Raw genomic sequence first — 19,480 nt, forward strand, 5'->3', positions numbered from 1 at the left:
CCATAGCATGTTCTTTTTGTCGGCTCTAGCTTAGTGCCCAAATATGACAAACCCGTCAATATGCAGTGTTCAATTTGCAAAGATTTGTGAAAGTGCTGCATTGGCGTGGACGATGTCGCAAAAAGGGGATGAATCTGAGCGCAAACTTTCCTATACTCAAGGCTTGTCTTACAACTATAGAATCGTCATGGACAGTGGCAGTTGTCGCACCGAACGAATATTTTTAAATTACATGCTGTGCCAACCAGAGCAAGCAAACTTATCTTTTCAGTGTCATCGCCGTGTGGCACGTTTGACCCATGATATTCAGGAGAAGAACGCATGATCTTTGAATGGATGTCTGACCCCGCTGCGTGGGTTGGGTTATTGACCCTGATTGTGCTTGAAATTGTACTGGGCATTGATAACTTGGTGTTTATTGCCATTTTGGCAGAAAAACTACCGCCAGAACAACGCAATACTGCACGGGTCGTGGGCTTGATTCTTGCCTTAGGCATGCGCCTGATATTACTCGCATCTATCGCATGGGTAGTTACCCTGACCCAACCACTGTTCCATATTTTTGAACATCCTTTCTCTGGGCGCGACCTAATTTTACTGTTTGGTGGTGTATTCCTATTGTTTAAAGGCACGATGGAACTGCGCGAACGCATTGAAGGCAAACCTGCACTAAAAGAAGAAAATCCTGTACATGCGACTTTCTGGATGGTGATTGTGCAGATTGTGGTGCTAGATGCGGTGTTCTCACTCGACAGCGTGATTACCGCTGTGGGGATGGTGCAGCATTTATCGGTCATGATGATTGCGGTGATCATCGCAATTGGCATTATGCTGTGGGCTTCCAAAGCGCTCATGGACTTTGTCAATAAGCATCCGACTGTCGTGATTTTATGCTTGTGCTTCCTGATGATGATTGGTTTCTCATTGGTGGTGGAAGGCTTTGGCTATCACATTCCAAAAGGCTATTTATATGCCGCCATCGGTTTCTCGGTGATGATTGAATTCTTGAACCAAACTATCCGCAGAAATCAGGAAAAAACCGTGACCACCACCGATTTACGCTACCGTACTGCCTCGGCTGTGATGCGGATGTTAGGTGGCAAAAGCCAAAACACGGCAGAAAGCAGCCATGTGAATGAAGATGTTTTGGCTACCCGCGCCTTTGCCGATGAAGTCTTTGACGAAGAAAATGGGGTCTATCACAGTGTGATGGTGCAAGGGGTATTGGGTTTATCTGAACGTCCTGTAAAGTCGGTCATGACGCCACGCCCTGAATTGGAATGGATTGATTTAGACGAAGATGAAGCCTCAATTCGTAGCCAGTTATTAAGCATGACCCATTCACGGGTGATTGTGGCACGTGGTGAACTGGATAATATTTCAGGTATTGTCTTAACCCACAAAGTTATGAATCAATACATTGAAACAGGGGTGCTGGATTTTGAAACACTTTTGCGTGAACCTGTGATTGTGCATGAAAATGCCCAAGTCTTGATGGTGATGGAGCAATTACGTCAAGCACCGCTGCAAATCGCAATAGTGCTGAACGAATACGGCTCGATTGAAGGCGTTGCCACACCTATTGATATTTTGGAAGCAATTGCGGGCGAATTTCCAGATGAAGATGCACTCGAAGCCAGTGCTGAAAGTTTGGAAGATGGCACATTATTGCTAGATGGTTCCATCGACATTCGCCACGTATCTTTATTACTAGGTCGTGATTTGGTGGATGAAAGCGAGCAATATTCAACCTTATCTGGTTATATTTTATTCCATTTGGGACGTTTGCCTGAAAACGGTGAGAAGCTACTTTCCGATGGTTATATTTTTGAAATTGTGACCATGGATGGACATAAAATTGAAAAAGTGCATTTGATTCAACAGGAATCTTCAAGCGCATCATAAACTGAATGCTAGACTGTATTTCAGTCTTGTGCTTCCGCTAAAATAGCCTGCATTGTCAGGCTGTTTTGGGGCTGTTGCCATTGCAAATATAGACGAAGTGTCAACAGACCCTATTATTGATTTAAATTTCTGGAATTTTCTATGCATCACTTGGCATGTCCGTGCGGGCAGGGCGATTATCAACACTGCTGCCAACCTTTACACGTGGGGCAGGCACATGCAGAAACTGCGAGCCAACTCATGCGTTCACGCTATAGTGCTTTTGCCTTGCAACAAATTGATTATATTGTGCAAACTACTGCGCTAGGACAACAGGCAAGTCTGGATGTTGACGCAATTGCAGATTGGAGCAAGTCGAATCAATGGTTAAAGCTCGAAGTGCTGAATAGCAATGAAAAGCTAGATAAAAACCACGCCCAAGTTGAATTTAAAGCCCATTATCATGATGCTAAGCAGGCGCAAATTCACCATGAAGTTTCCCATTTTGTGCAACATCAGGCACGTTGGTATTTTTTGGATCCGACCACAGGGCAACAGCCGACCATGAAACAGCCGTGTATTTGTGGTTCGGGTAAAAAATTTAAGCAATGTTGTGCGCGATTTTTATAACTTTATCTTGGTTTTTCGCTTATGATAACGCACATCTTTTGACCTAGTGAAAGAAGGGCAAGTCCATGTTGTTATTGGTCATTTACTTAATCGCGATTACCGCAGAAGCGATGACAGGCGCATTGTCTGCAGGGCGTCGCAGCATGGACTGGTTTGGTGTCACCTTAATTGCCTGTGTCACCGCATTGGGCGGTGGTTCGGTGCGAGATGTGTTGTTAGGACATTATCCACTAACTTGGGTCAAACATCCTGAATATTTGGTGTTAACCTGTATTGCAGCTTTTATCACCATTTTAATTGCCAAATGGATGCGTCATTTACGTTCCATTTTCTTGGTGCTCGATGCTTTAGGCTTAATTGGCTTCACGATTATTGGTTGTCAAATTGCTTTGGAAATGGGGCATGGCTTTGTGGTGTCTGCCGTTGCAGGCGTCTTAACAGGTGTGTCAGGCGGGATTCTACGAGATATTCTGTGTAACGATGTGCCTTTGGTGTTCCGCCGTGAGCTATATGCCAGTATTTCTTTTGTGTCCGTGATTTGCTATTGGTTGTGTATCAAAATCGGTTTATCACTCGAATTAACTGTGATCGCAACACTTGTTTTTGGTTTTACTTTACGTTTGATTGCGATTTATTTTGGCTTAGAAATGCCTAAATTTATTTATCAGGACGATGATGAGCACTCGGCATCTTCTAAAGATGAAACCTAATAGGTTTTAAGAATAGTATTGAATATCTAAATAGAAGTGAACCGATCACCAGATCGGTTTTTTAATGCTATCCACATTCTGCCAATTCATAGTATAAAAATACAACAGTAGCTGTGTTTGGCATAGCCCATATCCTTTTAGCCAACTTAAAGAGTGTGTTATGGATTTAGTTTCACGTGTGCAACGTCTACCCATTGGGAAATTTCACTATAGCCTACTGGTGGTGATTGGTCTGGGCTGGATGTTTGATGCCATGGATACAGGACTCATCTCTTTTATTTTGGCAAAGATGGCAGAAGACTGGAGCATGACTCCTGCCGAAAAAGGCATGGTAGTGTCTATTGGCTTTGTCGGAATGGCCATTGGGGCAGTCTTTTCGGGCGGTCTGGCTGATAAAATTGGCCGTAAAACTGTATTTGCTACAACCTTGGTGATTTACAGTCTAGCCACGGCCGCTTGTGCCTTTGCACCAAATTTAACTTGGTTGCTGGTCTTTCGCTTTATTGTCGGTTTAGGTTTGGGCGGGCAGCTTCCCGTAGCAGTCACTTTGGTCAGTGAGTACATTCCTGCGCATGTGCGTGGGCGTTTTATTGTATTGCTAGAAAGTTTTTGGGGCTTGGGGTGGTTGTGTGCGGCATTAGTTTCTTATTTTGTGATTCCAAAATTTGATTGGCACACAGCATTTTTAATTGGTGGTTTGCCTGCTTTATATGCCTTAGTCATCTGGAAAAAAGTCCCTGAATCTATCCCTTATCTGATCAATCGTGGTCGCATTGCCGAAGCACACGCACTGGTACAAAAGTTTGAGTGTCAATGTGGAGTGGAGGTCATTGAACACATTGAAGTTCAGCCTGTTGCCGCCAAACAGCATATTTCTTTTATCCAATTGTGGTCGGGGCCATTTGCGCGTCGTAGTTTAATGCTGTGGCTGATTTGGTTTGGTATTGTTTATTCCTATTATGGCATTTTCACTTGGTTGCCTAGTCTGTTGGTGCAGCAAGGCTACAGCATCGTACAGTCATTTGAATATGTGCTAGGCATGATTTTGGCGCAATTACCTGGTTATATTGCAGCCGCCTGGTTGGTCGAAAAATTAGGACGCAAAGCCACACTGGCAGGTTTTATTGGCATGTGTGCCGTATCGGCGTACTTCTTTGGTCAGGCGGATAGCGTGGCGATGATCATGTTCTGGGGCTGTTTGATGTCGTTCTTCAACTTGGGCGCATGGGGTGTGCTATACACCTATACTCCTGAACAATACCCAACCAATATTCGTGCCTTTGGTTCGGGTTGGGCCTCGGCCATTGGACGTATGGGCGGTATTGTCGCCCCAATGGTGGTCACGCACATGATGGTTATGCAAAATGGCTTTAGTTATGTCTTTATGATGTTTACAGCGGTTTTATTGGCCGTTGCCTTGGTGATTGTGGTGTTGGGTGAAGAAACCAAAGGCAGAACTTTAGAGTCGATAGGTTTGTAAAATGACTGCAAGCCATCGTATATTTTGCATTGCTGTTTTTTATAAAATGAATATTTTTACGGCATAAGACACAAATTGTCGCAGAGCATCCCTACTAACTCTTGTGCAGGATGCTGCTGCGGCATAGCATAAGCCGACTGATACAAAAACAAATGATTTAGGACGACAGGTTTTATGACAAGCCTTGCGCATCATGCAACAGAAAACCGTTCCGTAGCAGAATTTACCGAACGTGCATACCTTAACTATGCCATGTACGTGATTATGGATCGTGCATTACCCCATATCAGCGATGGTTTAAAACCTGTACAGCGCCGTATTGTGTACGCCATGAGTGAGCTTGGACTCAAACACAGTGGCAAACCGAAAAAATCGGCCCGTACCGTAGGGGATGTATTGGGTAAATACCATCCACATGGTGATTATGCTTGTTATGAAGCTATGGTGTTGATGGCGCAACCGTTCAGTTATCGTTACCCATTTATTGAAGGGCAGGGCAACTGGGGGTCACCCGATGATCCTAAATCCTTTGCCGCCATGCGTTATACCGAAGCCAAACTATCGCAATATAGTGAAGTACTTTTGGCGGAATTGGGGCAAGGTACTTGTGATTGGCAAGATAACTTTGATGGCTCATTAAAAGAACCTGTCAATTTGCCTGCGCGTGTACCGAATATTTTGCTTAACGGCACCACAGGTATTGCCGTGGGGATGGCGACCGATATTCCACCGCATAACTTGCGTGAAGTGGTGAAAGGCACAATTGCCCTGATTCGTAACCCAAATTTAACCGATGAAAAAGTCGCAGAATATATTCCTGCACCAGATTTACCTACCAAAGCTGAAATTATTACCCCGCCTGAAGAATTGCTGAAAATGCAAAGTACAGGTCGTGGTAGTTACCGTATGCGTGCGGTGTACAGCATCGAAAAAAATGAAATCGTAATTACCGAATTGCCGTATCAGGTTTCGGGTTCAAAAATCATTACCCAAATTGCTGATCAGATGCAGGCGAAAAAACTGCCGTTGGTGAGCGATGTGCGTGATGAATCCGACCATCAAAACCCAACCCGTTTGGTGATTGTACTGCGTTCCAACCGTATTGATGCCGAAGCGGTGATGAGTCACTTGTTTGCCACGACCGATTTAGAATCGAGCTATCGTGTCAATATGAACATGATTGGCGCAGATGGTCGTCCGCAGGTGAAATCGATTCGTCGTATTTTGCTGGAATGGATTGAGATTCGAAAAAATACCGTCACACGCCGTTTGCAATATCATCTCAATAAAATCGAAAAGCGATTGCACATTTTGGCAGGTTTGCTGATTGCCTATTTAGATATTGATACCGTGATTCGGATTATTCGTGAAGAAGATCATCCTAAAGCCGAGTTGATGGCGCATTTTGGTATTGATGAAATTCAGGCTGAAGCCATTTTGGAATTAAAGCTACGTCATTTGGCTAAGCTTGAAGAAATGGAAATTCGTCGTGAACAAGAAGAATTAGAAGCACGCGCTGCCATTATTCGTGAACAATTGGCGAATCCTGAATCATTGAAAAATTTAATTATCAGTGAGTTGAAAGAAGACGCGAAAAAGTTTGGTGATGATCGTCGTTCACCAATTGTATTGCGTGCCGAAGCGACTGCGATTAATGAACAAGATATGCTACCTGCCGACCCTGTAACGGTGGTGTTGTCTGAAGCAGGCTGGATTCGTTGTGCCAAAGGGCATGAGGTCGATGCGGAAAATCTAAACTTCCGTGCAGGTGATCAATATCTCAGTCATGCGCAAGGCAAGTCTAATCAGCGCGTTTATATTTTAGATGATACGGGACGCAGTTATGCGTTGCCAATTAATAGCTTGCCTTCGGCACGTGGCTTGGGAGAACCATTAAGTTCAAAACTTGCCCCTGCCAGTGGCGTTGGGTTTAAACAATTGCTGATTGCCGATGATGAAGCTGAAATTTTAGCAGCCAGCAGTAAAGGTTATGGTTTTAAAACACAGGCCAAACAATTAGATACCAGTGCTAAAGCAGGTAAAGCATTCCTGTCTTTACCTGAACAATCGACAGTGATGAACTTGCAAATGATTGAACACGCGAGTCATGTTGCACTGCTCAGTTCAGCAGGGCGTTTACTGGTGATTGAGCTGTCAGAATTGCCAGTTTTGAATAAAGGTAAAGGTAATAAATTGATACAACTTGAGGAAAAAGATCATTTGGTGTCTATGTTACCTTTAAGTTTAGATGAAACAATTCAAGTATTTGCAGGACAGCAACAACTCAAACTCAAAGGTGATGATTTGCTGAAGTATGTGGCGAAGCGCGGCACGAAAGGTCAGCTCCTACCACGTGGTTACCAAAAAGCAAATAAACTGTTAATTCAAAGATAATACTAGCGTTTTTTAAGCAAAATACGTTATATATGGTTTGTGTTCGTGAAAATGGATGCAATACAGGGCATAAACAAGCAAACAACGACGTCTTGTATTGAGAAAAATAGTTTAAAACTAAGGATTACTGATTGGAGAAATTGGCATTATGGATAAGATTTGGTTTGCTGAATACCAAAAGACAGGAATTCCAGAAACTGTAGAACTGCCTGCAGAAAATACGTCACTCGTAGACATTTTTGAACGTAATTTCCAAAAATTTGGTTCACGTGATGCCTTTATCTTTATGGATAAAGTTTTAAGCTTTAGTGAACTAGAAGAAGCTAGCCGTAAATTTGCAACTTATTTACAAAGTTTAGGTTTGGCACCAGGCTCGCGTGTTGCCGTGATGATGCCGAATGTACTTCAATATCCAGTGGTTGCATTAGGGGTGTTGCGTGCAGGCTTAGTATTGGTGAACGTGAACCCACTTTATACTTCACGTGAGTTAGAGCACCAATTAAATGACTCTGGTTCTGAAGTTTTAGTGATTATCGAAAACTTTGCATCGGTTTATCAGGCAATTATTGGTAAAACTCCTGTGAAGCATGTGGTTGTTGCTTCTGTGGGCGATATGTTAGGTGCATTAAAAGGTACCTTGGTGAATTTTGTTTTACGTTCAGTGCGTAAGCAAATTCCAGCATGGAACATTCCGGGTCACATTAAATTTAATGCAGCAATTTCCAAAGTGAGCCCAAGCAACTACAAACGCCCAAGCTTAACTTTAAGTGATACTGCTGTGTTGCAATACACAGGTGGTACAACAGGTGTATCTAAAGGTGCAGAATTAACGCATCGCAACCTTGTGGCAAACATGCTGCAATGTGATGGTATTTTCCAAAGTAAATTTGGTGCACAAGATGGTCAGCCAGATGATCGTATTTTCTGTGCGTTGCCGCTTTATCACATTTTTGCATTTATGGTGTGCGCGCTTTACGGCATGTACAAAGGTCAAGCAAACGTATTGATTCCAAACCCGCGTGATTTACCTGCGGTAATGAAAGAATTACGTAAATATCAACCGACTTTCTTCCCTGCGGTGAATACCTTATTCAATGCACTTGTGAACAATGAAGAGTTTAAACAGCTTGATCACAGCCGATTGAAAATGGCGATGGGTGGTGGTATGGCCGTATTGCCTTCAACTGCTGAAGCATGGAAAAAAGTCACAGGCACCAACATTATTGAAGGTTATGGCTTGTCAGAAACTTCACCTGTGGCAACGGCTAACCCACCTACATCTGACGAATTTAGTGGTACGATTGGTATTCCATTGCCATTAACTGAAGTGGCTATTTTGGATGATGACGGCAATGAAGTTGCACTGGGTGAGCAAGGTGAAATTTCAATCCGTGGTCCACAAGTCATGAAAGGCTATTGGAACCGTCCAGATGAAACCGATAAAGTGATGATTAATGGTTTCTTCCGTACAGGTGACATTGGTGTCATGGATTCACGCGGCTATGTGAAAATTGTAGACCGTAAAAAAGACATGATTTTGGTATCTGGCTTTAACGTTTATCCATCTGAAATTGAAGAAGTGATTGCGAAGCATCCGAAAGTCTTGGAAGTAGCAGCAATTGGTGTGCCAGATGAAAAATCAGGTGAAGTACCTAAATTATTCGTTGTGAAAAAAGATCCATCTTTAACGACTGAAGAAGTTTTGGCATTCGCTAAAGAGAACTTAACTGGCTATAAACGTCCACGTTATGTTGAATTTATGGATGAATTACCAAAATCGAACGTAGGTAAAATCTTGCGTAAAGATTTGCGTAAAACAGCGTAATTCATGCTGCTTTGAAAAAAAACGCCTCTGAAAACTCAGGGGCGTTTTTTTATATGCTTAGAAAATTGATAGCTTTTTGTTCAACATAGATGAAGTGTCACCAGACCTTATTCTTTCATCAACCAACGGTCAAAGTAGCGACGCCCAACACCCACAATACCTAAGAAAATAAACATCGCACCAAATTGGCGACTAAAACCTGATTGATTAAAACTGCCATAACTTAAAATATTATCAATTAAGCAGTACACCACAATCACAATAATCCAGTGCCATAACGGTAAACGCTTAATCCCCACCGCATAAAACGCCACCCAAAGCACAACAAAGCTAAAAATGGTCGACCATACGTTCATGTTGGCACAAATTACCGTCAATAAAAATGCCACAATCGGCAACACAATTTTTAAAACACGATCCACTCGCAGTTGATGTTGGCGTTGCTTTTCAAGTACATCTAGCATTTCCTTTTGATCTGGGCTGACCATAATGGATCCTTTATACAATTGCTTAAAACATGCTATTTAACAAAATTTATTCCAGAAATGCCATGTTATGATAAGTTCTCAATACAGTTTATGAGAAAAAATTGATGCAAAGCATAAGTGGAATTGTTTATCTGATTATTATTGCATGCCTATTGCCCTATGTTTTTACCGTAGTGGCCAAAATGGCAGGCGGTTTTAAACGTGAAGATAACCAAAATCCACGTGAATTTTTAGCTAAAACTACAGGTTTGGCTGCACGTGCCAACGCCGTACAACAAAACAGCTTTGAAAGCCTACCTTTGTTTATTGCTGCAGTGCTCATGGCGGAATATATGGTCATCCCACAAGTGGTGGTGATGATGTTTGGTATTGCTTATATTGTGCTGCGCATTATTTATGGAATTTGTTATTTAGCCAATTGGGCGACACTGCGTTCAATTGTTTGGATGTTGTCTTTACTTTGCCCAATTTGTATTTTATTGATGGTGATTAAACTGACCTGATCAAGTCAGGTGTGAAAATATGTATTTTTGCCTTGCAGATGTATAATCGCGCAGTAATTCAGGACAGAAAACCGTTATAATTGACGCGGTTTTAAAAAGATTTAACTTGTATAAGAGTGATGCTATGAGCTACAGCAATATCCCTGCGGGTAAAGATGCACCAAATGACATCTATGTGATCATTGAAATTCCTGCCAATGCAGCGCCAATCAAATACGAAATTGATAAAGATTCTGATGCATTATTCGTAGACCGTTTTATGGGTACAGCAATGTTCTACCCAGCAAACTACGGTTATGTACCTAATACACTTTCTCTTGATGGTGATCCACTTGACGTATTGGTTGTAACGCCACACCCAGTAGAGCCAGGTTCTGTGATTCGTTGCCGCCCAGTGGGTAAATTGAACATGGAAGATGACGGTGGTGTTGATGCGAAATTGGTCGCAGTTCCGCACGAAAAATTAACCCCAATTTATAAAGATGTTCAAGAATATACTGATCTTCCACCATTATTGATTAGCCAGATTGAACATTTCTTCCAGCACTATAAAGACTTAGAGCCAGGCAAATGGGTGAAATTAAGTGGTTGGGAAGGTGCTGATGTTGCGAAACAAGAAGTATTGAACTCAATTGAAGGCTACAAAGCTGCAAATCCATAATTTGCGTAGCCTGTTCAGCTTTTACATAAAAGCTGAAATATAAAAAAACCTGCACAGAATATGTGCAGGTTTTTTTATTGGATTGGCTATTATGAGAAATTAGAATAATTTCACAGGAATATCTAACCAGATACGCCATTCATTAGTTGAGCCAATACCTTCGCTGTTATTCACTTTTTGGTTATTGTAGCTACTACTTGAACGCAAGTAAGAGTAGCGTAAGCGTAAGCTCGCATCTTTAAATGCACCAGATTGAACGGTGTATTTCACTTGGTTGAAAAATTCATGTTCTTCAGCTTGATCAATAATTTCAGTTCGATTGTTGCGATCCGCAACATCAATATCCCAACCGTAAACAAATGCACTTGTCCAGTTCAAGCCAGGTAAACCATGATTTTTAAAGTTATAGTTGTATTGTAAGCCAACTGATTTTTCGTCATTGCCGTTGAAATCAGACAAGTATGAGTTCGGTACATAAATACTTTGTAGACCATCTGCATTGTATGCATAGTCATAACCTGTATTGCCGGCATTATCCTGATAAGCCAGCATTACATTGTGAACATCTTTATTGTAGGTTGCCGAAACTCCCCAAATAGTGTTTTCACGGTCTGCAAGGTTATCTGTAGTATGTGAACCTGTGGCTGCGCCAACTTCCCACTGTGTGTTATAAGCGACAGCATCTAAGGTTACATTTGCATCGTTCGGTACAGCAAAGTTGTAATTTGCATTGGCATAGTGGCGTTCCAATTTATCTTTAACGTCTACCCCATAATAAGAGGCATTAACTTGGTCGTTAAACTTGTATTTTGCGCCCCAGAAAATAGCACTGTCCAAATTTTGTTGGTCTGAGCTGATATCATTAGACCATTGGTTTTTAGTAAATTTACCGCCAATTAAGGTCAAGTCTTTAATTTCATTACTTTCAATATAAAGACCAGTGTAGTACTCAGGGGTTAAACGAGCAGTATTGCTTGCAATTACTGGAATTTCAGATACTTGTGTACCATATTTAGCTGTGGTATTCGATACACGTGCTTTTACATAAGCGCCGCCACGTGCCCAGTGGTCATAAGCAGAACCATCGTTGTGGACTGGAATCATTTGGTTGCCAGTATTTTTGTTTTCACCTAGTTTGAATGAAGCATCACCAATGATACCTGCACCAAAACCAACAATACCTTTAGTAAAGCCAGAATCTAGATTGATAATTGCTGTTTGAGCTGCAGAGCTTGTGTCGTTTGTTAGTCCATCTTTTTTATCACGATTCAAATAGCCTGTACGGAATAAAACCGAACCGTTTGCGTCTTCTACAAAGCCTTTAGATTCACTTTGTTCGCTAGCAAATGCAGTTGAAATAAGCGCTGCGTTGATCAGCAACGCAAGTGTCAGTTTTTTAGATTTCAGCATTGGGAGATGGCCTCATGCAGTAAATGTGTAGTTGAAACGTAGCCGAATGGTATCGCTATTTAGGCGCGAAAATATCATTTTTAAAGCACTTATGACACTAAAGTTAAGCATTTTTTCGATAAACTGTAGGGTCATTAAAAATATTGAATTTTTAAAAGTTTAATAATTATTTTAATTTTTAGTAAAAATAAAAACATAATTTTAAATTTATTGAATTGCTGTAATTTACCAAAATGAAGCGCATCTGAAACTTTTTTGTAACTCGCACATTAAAAATACAGTTTGTTTAATATTTCAACAGTTTAAAGTGTGATAAAAGGTCGTAAAACACAACATAAGCCTTAAAATGGCGTGAAATTTTTTCTGTGATGCAGTTATCTTTTGAGTCTAACTTTGGATGATAGGTGAGTTGGAAAATGAATTTATAAATCTTTATTTGAATTAAGAGTATAAAAATTACATTTTATTTAAGCTTTGAGTAATAGCTTTTGGCTATTACGGATTTCATGTGAAACATCGGTGTTTAGTTTTGGCATTACGATGAAAACAGAACTGTTTAAGCAGATATTTTATACATAACTTTTATATGGTCGTTGGCTTGCGAAAATTAAAATTGATCTATCGTTTTGGTCATTGAATTATTTTTGATGTGAAGATTGAAGTGTCGCGTCGTATATTGATGTCAAATTTTGGTGCAGAAATCTAGTGCAGTTTAGGACAGGATTTCTGTCTGTTCACTGAGTTTTGATAGTTGATGGCGTAAGGATGAACAGAGGATAGGCATGACTTTCTATTTTTTGATCAGGATAGGCTTGTGATTCTTGACTGCACTTTTTTAGGTATGTGATTTAGCTTTATTGCTATGCAAGGATGCAAAAAATAATCATAGCACTGTGTAAATTCATGTTTAAAGTGCAGTGGTTATAAGACGAGTATTGATGCAAATCAAAATTCATTCCAATCAAAACAAAAAACACACTAAAAATAATTGATGTATAACAATAGTTTAAATTTATATCTATTGCTTTTAAACGTAAAATTGCTGTTCTGAATTTCATCGTTGGCATAGAGTTTGCAATTCCTTCATTGAGTCAAAAAAAATAGACAAAGGCATCTCATCCGATGCAGGGGGAATCTAAAATGAAATTCGTACTTCAAACACTTTCTTTGGCGATGTTCGCAGCCACATCAAGTCTCAGCTTTGCTGCAGAAAATGCGACAGGCATGTCGTTTAGCGGGACAGCAGCCTTAACCAGTGATTATCGCTATCGTGGTTTAACTCAAACCTTTAATGATCCCGCAGTGCAAGCAGGTTTTGCTCTCAGCCATGATTCTGGCGTGTATGCAGGCGTGTGGGGTTCCAATGTCGATTTTGGTGGTACGGCACATTTAGAGCTTGACCCTTATATGGGCTATACCACAAGCCTAGATTATTTTGCCAGCAAACCCATTTTGGATGTGGGTTTTTGGTATTACGCCTACCCAAGTGAGAGCGATTTAAACTGGCTCGAAGCTTATGCAAAATTAGGTTTTAGTGATGTTTTGTTTAAAGATGCCAGCTTATTAACAGCCATTAACTACAGTAATGATTTCTTAGGTGGTGACACCGATGCTTGGTATTTCAATGCCACTTATACCGCACCCATTGGAAGTACCGGCTTTTCTGGGGTTGCTGGATTAGGTTACACCCAAGCAGATGACTTTGATTTTGGCGGTGGAAAAGACAGCTATGTAGATTGGAAAGTCGGTGTAAGCTATAACTTTGCTTCAGTTGAAGGTTTATCTGCTGAATTGGCTGCTGTAGGAACTGATATTGATACCGATGGTTTTTCGCATGCGGCAAAGCGTGGCGTTGAAACAGGAGCTGTATTTACTTTAACTAAAGCCTTCTAAAGATAGGGCTACGACGATAAATAAAAGCTTCAGTTTGGAGTGAAACTTAAAACAATAAAAACAACTCGCCCATTGTCAGGCATGGCAATGGGCTTTTTTTCATCTCTTAGACTTTCAATCAGGCTTCATGGGCACGATAAGACAGCGCTTCACTCAAATGTGGACTTTGAATCTGTTCACTTTGCGCCAAGTCTGCAATAGTACGTGCGACGCGTAACACCCGATGATAAGCACGCGCCGATAAGTTCAAACGCTGCTGCGCAATGGCTAAAATATTTTGGGCAGTATTATCTAAGTGTGCAAATTGCTCTAATTGTTTGGGACTGAGCGCCATGTTTAAACACTCTTGGCGTTGCAATTGTCGTGTATATGCTTGAATGACACGGCTTCGCACGGTTTCAGAATTTTCCACTGGTCGGGTGTCCTGTAATTCATGGGCTTGCAGAGGTGGAACATCAATGTGTAAGTCGATACGATCCAACAACGGCCCTGAAATACGGTTTTGATAGCGTTTAATACTTTCTGTAGAGCATTGGCAGCGCACATCCTGATTAAAAGCATAACCACAAGGACAAGGATTCATGGCAGCAATCAGTTGAAAGTTGGCTGGGAAGGTAATTTGCCGAGAGGCGCGGGAAATCACAATTTCTTTGGACTCTAAAGGTTGGCGCAGTACTTCTAACACTTTTTTATCAAATTCAGGCAGTTCATCTAAAAATAAAACACCTAAATGTGCCAAGGTAATTTCACCTGATGCGCGACGAGATAATTACCCACTTTTTTTGAGATAATTACCTCGTCACACTTTTTCTTTACATGTAAATTTATTTCATTTTACCAATTACAAATAACTATCTCACTAGACAGCTTGCTCTTGGCTTCAACTTTAGACGAAAGAGAATATTTAATTCCCATTGTATCAATTCTAAAGCCCTTAAAGACCTCTCTCATCATTTCATGGTCGTTCAATGACACCATGACTTTACCTTGGCACGACTTCATTGCTGCAGCCAATGCTTCATACTGATCTAATCCAAATTCAACGCCATAGCCACAGGTACCAAAATATGGTGGATCAGCATAAAAGAACGTATAAGGTCTATCATAACGCTTAAAGCAATCCTGCCAATTTAGTTGCTCAATATAAGTCCCAGATAACCTGATATGTGCTTCAGAGAGGTTTTCTTCAATGCGACATAAATTGATTGGTCGACCACTTGGAGCATATCCAAAACTCTGGCCAGTGCGCTTTGCTCCAAATGCATGTTGCTGAAGGTAGTAGAAACGCGCTGCCCGTTGAATATCAGTTAAGCCAGGACAATGTGCTTCTTTTAGCCATTTAAACATTGTGCGGCTTGTTAAAGCCCATTTAAATTGCTTTACGAACTCCTCTAAATGATTTTGAACGACTCGATAAAGATTAATCAATTCACCATCAACATCGTTAATTACTTCAACCTTTGCCTGTTCTGGCTTTAAAAAATAAAGTGCTGCGCCACCGCAGAAGAGTTCGACATAACAATTGTGTTCAGGGAATTTAGGTATCAAGTGCGACGCAAGTTTACGCTTACCACCCATCCAAGGAATAATAGGGCTAGTTTTCATTCATTTTCACCTTGTGCAAAAGCTTTTCATTTTTTATGCTTATGCAATCGTGATCGCGATTGCTGGGCTTGCTTATGACACTCAGACTGTCATGAGAGTCGCTATCTGTTGACGCAGTCAGCGACTCCCAGTATTAGTTGGTTTTATTAATGAATAAGTACGCTATTTCATCTTGCACCTCTCAAGTTGTTTAACTAAGTGTTTAATTAAAAACTTGAGAGTAAGGTTTGTTGCTCAACAACTCTTTTAAACTAGTTTAAAAAATCAATTGAGCTGCAATGTTGTGCTAAACATCTGATAGCTCTTTAAAGCGCCTCTCTGCGACTCTAGTTCAATCCTTAGTGGATTCACTACATTAGGCACAAGTACTGCAGTAGCATCGGCAGTGTGTATGCGAATACCATTAAATCGAACTTCATGTGAAATGATTTTTGGGCATATAACAAGAGATGGAGCTTGCACAAAGCTTGGGTTAAATTGACCACTCGTATATTTGTTATCGAACCAAAGTGTAGTTATTCCAGTTACAGCATCACGAATAATTTTAAAAGTGAAATAGCGATCAGCTCTCCAGTCTGCATCAATACCTGCCATCAAGTTAAGTATGACGGTTTGTGGTTCTGGCATTTCGTAATTGCTAAGTCTAAGTTGATATTGATTTACAGATAAATCCATAGAATCAGTGATTTTAAAAACATTGCCTTCGCCCGTTTTTATACGACCTTCGATGATAAAACTCTTGTCTTTCAAATTTAGAATTTCTTGTGACTCTACGACCAGAGCAGGTCTATAAAAATATGTCGCTGAGCCTCCAGTTGCTTTAGAGTCACTCTTGGTCAGCACTGTATCGGTTGCTGTCATGGTAACTGGATTCAAAGACACATCATTGAAGATATGACCATTGTTTGTACCTGTCATTGGAAGTAGAAGAACCACATCATTCCAATATGGATCGCTTGAACCAACTGCCCACTGTGCAGGGATATAATTTCCACTATAACGACCACCTGAACGTTTAGTAATTCTCAACCCATTTAAAGCAGTTTTCCCCCCATGATCCCCGTTAGCTGAAAGGTTGAGTCTCAGGCCACATTTGTAACCATGTGAGTGGGTATCTAAAACACCAGAGTGAACCATTTCACCAGCAACAAATATCTGGATCAGGTTTCTTTTAATCTCCGCACCACCAATGATTTCTATAGAAGATTTGGTACATTGAATTGAAATATCGTAATAGGTATCTGAGTTTAGACCTTCTGCATTGAAGGTAATAAGAGCAGTTCCAGATCTCCCATCATTTGAGGTAAATTTTGTGCCTGTAACTTCAATAGTAATCTTATCCTCATAAGACTGAATGCTAATAAGATAATCGACACTTATGTTCTCAAAACCTATACGTTGATGTGAAATACTCAAATATAAAATATCAGGATAAGTTCCGAGATAATCACCTGAATGAGCTGTCTTAACGCGGAATTCAATACAGTGATCTTCACTATAAATATCTAACTTTTGATGCTCCTCGGTGGTTTTTAATACTGCTCTATCTAAATAAGCACTACTACCACCTACAGCATCAACATCTGTTTTGGTTAGCACATTAAAGTTATTGCTTACAGCAAACTGATTGGATGACACATCATTAAAGACCGTACCGTTATTGACACCAGTCATAGGTAGATCAAGCACAACCTCCATTTCGCCTGCAAATATTTTTGGGACTGCCCAAGTGTATTCTGTAACGTCTAAGTCAGTGCTCTCAAATAGCTTCACGTTATTTGCGTCATAGATACGTAAATTGTATTTTGTATTTTCTTCAGGCGTATTCGATATGGTTGTAAAGGCGGGAATTAATCCAGTTTGCATCCGATTGCGATGTGACCAGCTCACATTCACATCACCTGTTATTTCTTGCGGGAAATAAGCTTTATTAATTTTTACATTCGCTGGCGGATAAGGACGCTCTTTACGATTGTTCAATGCAAGCGATGCCACAGTTGCTAAATCTTGATTAAGCACATCTTGAGAAACATGCGTAACTAATTTCATATCAACAGTTTGTGTAGAAGCAAACGTGCTTTCAGCGACACTAGCGATATTGCTATACACCCAAAGCAGGGTTTGAGCGTTATGTGCGAATGGCACTGTATCAATACAGCCACGTGCAAGTACTAAAGAGTTGGTTTCTCTGTTGATACTTTCAATACGCACAATTTCATTACCTAAAAATGCGCGATCACCCACCTGTACAGCATCATCAATGGGACGATTTAAATTACAAGTGATTGGCTCTGCAGTTTGAGCGATGTCCGCATCAATTTCCGAAACAAAACCGAACTCACCATTACCTGCATCTATATATACTGCATCCGTTGAAGCCTTAGCAAAAATATCAAAATCTAAATGCATAGCGGTTGGCTGCTGAGCAACTACACCAACATAGCTTTGATTTTGTATTTGCTGTAATTCCTGTATTGAAAACTCTCGCAATAACTCTGCAAATGGAACCTCATATAAAAGCTGCTGACTAACAGGTTTAGCGGTTAAATCTGGCGGTTGCCATAAACTTGGTTGACTCTGAATAAAGTTAGATGAAGGTAGTCCAAAGACGTCCTGGACAACCGTCACTGTAATCTCTCCATTTGTAGCATCGTTATGCTCTACACGAATTGCACGCACAATAATAGAGGTAATACCACGCTCTGGTAAAGCAAGTTTAAATACAGAAGCGGGTTGCATCGCATAAGCTCGTCGGTCAAAAATCAGTTTGAACTTTTTTAAATTACTTTGCGCAATTTTCATATCTCGCGCTGCAATACGACCAGCCAAGTTTGCTGTTGGAATGCCTGCATAGCTTTTATTTTCAGAAATAAGCCCATGCTTTTGAATCGCGGCAATATTCTCAGCACGTATAGTTTCATCTTGATTTTTAATTGGGTCTTTAAACGTGACAACTACTTGGTTTGTGACCAGATCAAGCGCGGCATTATTATCTTCTTCAATACGCAGTAAACCGTTTTGGTAACTGTACTGGGGCAACGATTCTAATTGGTAGTTATCCCGAATCAATGTTAAACGCCACAATCCTGTAGTCCGATCTACATACAGTGCAGCACCAATCTGATCAAGAATTTGCTGGATAAAGTTATTTAAACTGTCTTGTCTACGCCACGCCAAACAGACACCAAACTTTTCATTGTAGAGCTGATCTGCAGCAGCCTTAAAGCTATCCAAGTCTAATTGGCCAGCAGAAAAACCACGCCCCCACAAAGTATTGGTTTGAACTTCATACAAAATATGAGCAGGATTCATTGCCTTAATTTTATTATCTTCTAGCCAAATCACAGCCTTATCAGCATACCAAACTGCACCATCCCAGTCTGAAGTCACACGTCTAACTCGGAAAGACCAAGGCTTTGGATACGGTGAATTGGAACAAACCAAACCGTCGTAAAAAAATGTCACAACGCCACGATATGCAGGGACCACACCAAAAATTGCACTTAGCTCAGTTAAAACATGCTGATCTGGTCTGCCATAACTAACAATCAATGAGCCATTAATACCACCTTCACCTTTATCGCCACCAAATAAATCAGGCTTTTTAATACTTAAACGTCCACCAGATGATGCCAAAGAACCTGTCCAAGCGGTTCGGTCACCAACTTTGATTTCTACCAAATCATCCATACCACGACATAAGCCCATGTGTAGTGACATATGGTAGCGATAACCTGTAGTTGTTTTTTTCGAACCAAATAGACCTTTTTGCTTTGCGACAATATTTGAAGTTCGATAATTTCCAACCCCAAGTACTGTCCAGTCTGTGAGCCAAACATCACCAAATACAACAATTTGCGGTGTCCCATCTTCTACAGTCGGAAAGTCAAACTCTTCAAATGCAGCTGCTTTAGGTCGCTGTGGCTTTGGTTGTAAAGCATAGCTAACAACTAGCGATACAATGAATAATGCAATTTGAATCCACATAACACAAAGC

At 40.8% G+C, this 19,480-nt stretch carries 14 protein-coding genes and 1 pseudogene; 10 read left to right on the forward strand and 5 right to left on the reverse strand.

What is annotated here, in order from left to right; genetic code table 11:
* The first annotated feature begins 112 nt into the window (after positions 1-112).
* From LZP46_RS00965 to LZP46_RS00995, 7 genes are all read left to right on the forward strand, one after another.
* On the forward strand, positions 113-325 hold the full coding sequence (locus LZP46_RS00965; RefSeq protein WP_236094371.1) for a hypothetical protein: 213 nt from the start codon (positions 113-115) through the stop codon (positions 323-325).
* The gene (locus LZP46_RS00970) at positions 322-1,905 is read left to right on the forward strand and encodes a TerC family protein (protein ID WP_236094372.1); all 1,584 of its coding nucleotides are present in this window, start codon (positions 322-324) and stop codon (positions 1,903-1,905) included. Before LZP46_RS00965 ends, LZP46_RS00970 begins: the two co-directional genes overlap by 4 nt.
* A gap of 141 nt (positions 1,906-2,046) precedes the next feature.
* Positions 2,047-2,514 (forward strand): YchJ family protein, encoded by a 468-nt coding sequence (locus LZP46_RS00975; RefSeq protein WP_236094373.1) that lies wholly within the window; start codon positions 2,047-2,049, stop codon positions 2,512-2,514.
* Between the two features lie 65 nt (positions 2,515-2,579).
* Complete coding sequence (locus LZP46_RS00980; RefSeq protein WP_236094374.1) at positions 2,580-3,224, forward strand: trimeric intracellular cation channel family protein; 645 nt, start codon at positions 2,580-2,582, stop codon at positions 3,222-3,224.
* 160 nt (positions 3,225-3,384) lie between these two features.
* Entirely contained in the window at positions 3,385-4,704 is a 1,320-nt protein-coding gene (gene niaP / locus LZP46_RS00985) for a niacin transporter NiaP (RefSeq protein WP_236094375.1), read from the forward strand.
* Positions 4,705-4,878: 174 nt separating this feature from the next.
* A complete protein-coding gene (gene parC, locus LZP46_RS00990) occupies positions 4,879-7,098 on the forward strand; it encodes a DNA topoisomerase IV subunit A (RefSeq protein WP_236094376.1) in 2,220 nt (739 codons plus the stop codon).
* A gap of 148 nt (positions 7,099-7,246) precedes the next feature.
* Positions 7,247-8,923, forward strand: coding sequence for an AMP-binding protein (locus LZP46_RS00995; protein ID WP_236094377.1), 1,677 nt, complete (start codon positions 7,247-7,249; stop codon positions 8,921-8,923).
* 107 nt (positions 8,924-9,030) lie between these two features.
* On the opposite strand, the gene LZP46_RS01000 is transcribed toward LZP46_RS00995, so the two are convergent.
* Positions 9,031-9,411 (reverse strand): hypothetical protein, encoded by a 381-nt coding sequence (locus LZP46_RS01000; protein ID WP_104852905.1) that lies wholly within the window; start codon positions 9,409-9,411, stop codon positions 9,031-9,033.
* A gap of 104 nt (positions 9,412-9,515) precedes the next feature.
* On the opposite strand from LZP46_RS01000, the gene LZP46_RS01005 reads away from it, so the two are divergent.
* Together LZP46_RS01005 and ppa are read left to right on the forward strand one after the other, a co-directional pair.
* Complete coding sequence (locus LZP46_RS01005) at positions 9,516-9,914, forward strand: MAPEG family protein (RefSeq protein WP_019838158.1); 399 nt, start codon at positions 9,516-9,518, stop codon at positions 9,912-9,914.
* Between the two features lie 124 nt (positions 9,915-10,038).
* Complete coding sequence (gene ppa / locus LZP46_RS01010) at positions 10,039-10,575, forward strand: inorganic diphosphatase (RefSeq protein WP_019838157.1); 537 nt, start codon at positions 10,039-10,041, stop codon at positions 10,573-10,575.
* A gap of 99 nt (positions 10,576-10,674) precedes the next feature.
* Here ppa and LZP46_RS01015 read toward each other — a convergent pair whose 3' ends face one another.
* The gene (locus LZP46_RS01015) at positions 10,675-11,985 is read right to left on the reverse strand and encodes an OprD family outer membrane porin (protein WP_236094378.1); all 1,311 of its coding nucleotides are present in this window, start codon (positions 11,983-11,985) and stop codon (positions 10,675-10,677) included.
* 1,140 nt (positions 11,986-13,125) lie between these two features.
* On the opposite strand from LZP46_RS01015, the gene LZP46_RS01020 reads away from it, so the two are divergent.
* Positions 13,126-13,878 carry a TorF family putative porin gene (locus LZP46_RS01020; RefSeq protein WP_026438393.1) on the forward strand — a complete coding sequence of 251 codons (753 nt, stop codon included), beginning with the start codon at positions 13,126-13,128 and terminating at the stop codon, positions 13,876-13,878.
* 118 nt (positions 13,879-13,996) lie between these two features.
* Here the strand turns inward: LZP46_RS01020 and LZP46_RS01025 are convergent.
* The 3 genes and pseudogenes from LZP46_RS01025 to LZP46_RS01035 form a co-directional block, all read right to left on the reverse strand.
* A pseudogene (locus tag LZP46_RS01025) lies at positions 13,997-14,629 on the reverse strand (ATP-binding protein); the annotation flags it as partial.
* 83 nt (positions 14,630-14,712) lie between these two features.
* Positions 14,713-15,483 (reverse strand): DNA adenine methylase, encoded by a 771-nt coding sequence (locus LZP46_RS01030; RefSeq protein WP_236094379.1) that lies wholly within the window; start codon positions 15,481-15,483, stop codon positions 14,713-14,715.
* 264 nt (positions 15,484-15,747) lie between these two features.
* Positions 15,748-19,470, reverse strand: coding sequence for a hypothetical protein (locus tag LZP46_RS01035; protein ID WP_236094380.1), 3,723 nt, complete (start codon positions 19,468-19,470; stop codon positions 15,748-15,750).
* Between the last annotated feature and the right edge of the window lie 10 nt (positions 19,471-19,480).

It is taken from the genome of Acinetobacter sp. SCLZS86 (assembly GCF_021560715.1).
Lineage (GTDB): Bacteria > Pseudomonadota > Gammaproteobacteria > Pseudomonadales > Moraxellaceae > Acinetobacter > Acinetobacter towneri_A.